The organism is Rhodococcus sp. P3_B8, from assembly GCF_056402775.1.
Map to the genome: position 1 here is coordinate 1 of NZ_JBFUGT010000694.1, position 653 is coordinate 653.

The 653-nt window shown below is 65.1% G+C and carries 2 pseudogenes; one reads left to right on the forward strand and one right to left on the reverse strand.

Going from position 1 to position 653, the window contains the following annotated elements:
• A pseudogene (locus AC1D1G_RS45815) lies at positions 1-358 on the reverse strand (class I SAM-dependent methyltransferase); the annotation flags it as partial.
• Between the two features lie 98 nt (positions 359-456).
• On the opposite strand from AC1D1G_RS45815, the pseudogene AC1D1G_RS45820 reads away from it, so the two are divergent.
• Positions 457-653, forward strand: a pseudogene (locus AC1D1G_RS45820) (IS3-like element ISMyma10 family transposase); the annotation flags it as partial.

A 653-nucleotide genomic window follows, 5' to 3' on the forward strand; every position in this document is an offset into this window, starting at 1 on the left:
CCCGCAGCGAGACCGGCGAGCTGGCGCAGGGTGGCCGCGGTGGCGTCTTTCGTGAGGTACATCGTCACGCCGGTGGAGACGACGACCGCAGGCAGGCGAGAATCGAAGCCCGCCGCAACCAGCTGCTCCGACCAGGACTCGCTCGCCTCGAAGTCCACTGGCACCAGCCGCAGCCAGTCGGGAACACCGAAGCCCAGCTCGATCAGCCGGTTCCGCTTCCAGGCTTCGCGGCCGGTTGGCCGTTCTCGTCGACGAGAACGTGCGGTGCAGCGTCGACCTGTACGTGCATCGCCCGCCACAGGGCAACTCGCACGGCAGTGCTCACGGTCAGCTCTTCGCCCGCCGATGCCACATCCAGCTAACGCCCGCCGCTCCCAGCCTATATACCTCGTATGAAACCTTCAGTGAATCGTCCCGGGTTTGATGCGCACCTTCTTTCTTGGGAAGGTAATCCTTATGCCGAATGTCTATCCAGCCGAGGTGCGAGAGAAGGCCGTGCGCCTGGTCCTCGAGCACCGTGGTGACTACGCCTCGGAATACGAGGCGATCCGCACAATCGCCGAACGGATGTCACTGAAGACGGAGACCGTACGGGTGTGGGTCCGCAAGGCCGAAGCGGCGGGCGATGGCACCCATGCCGCGTCGGCGTCCGA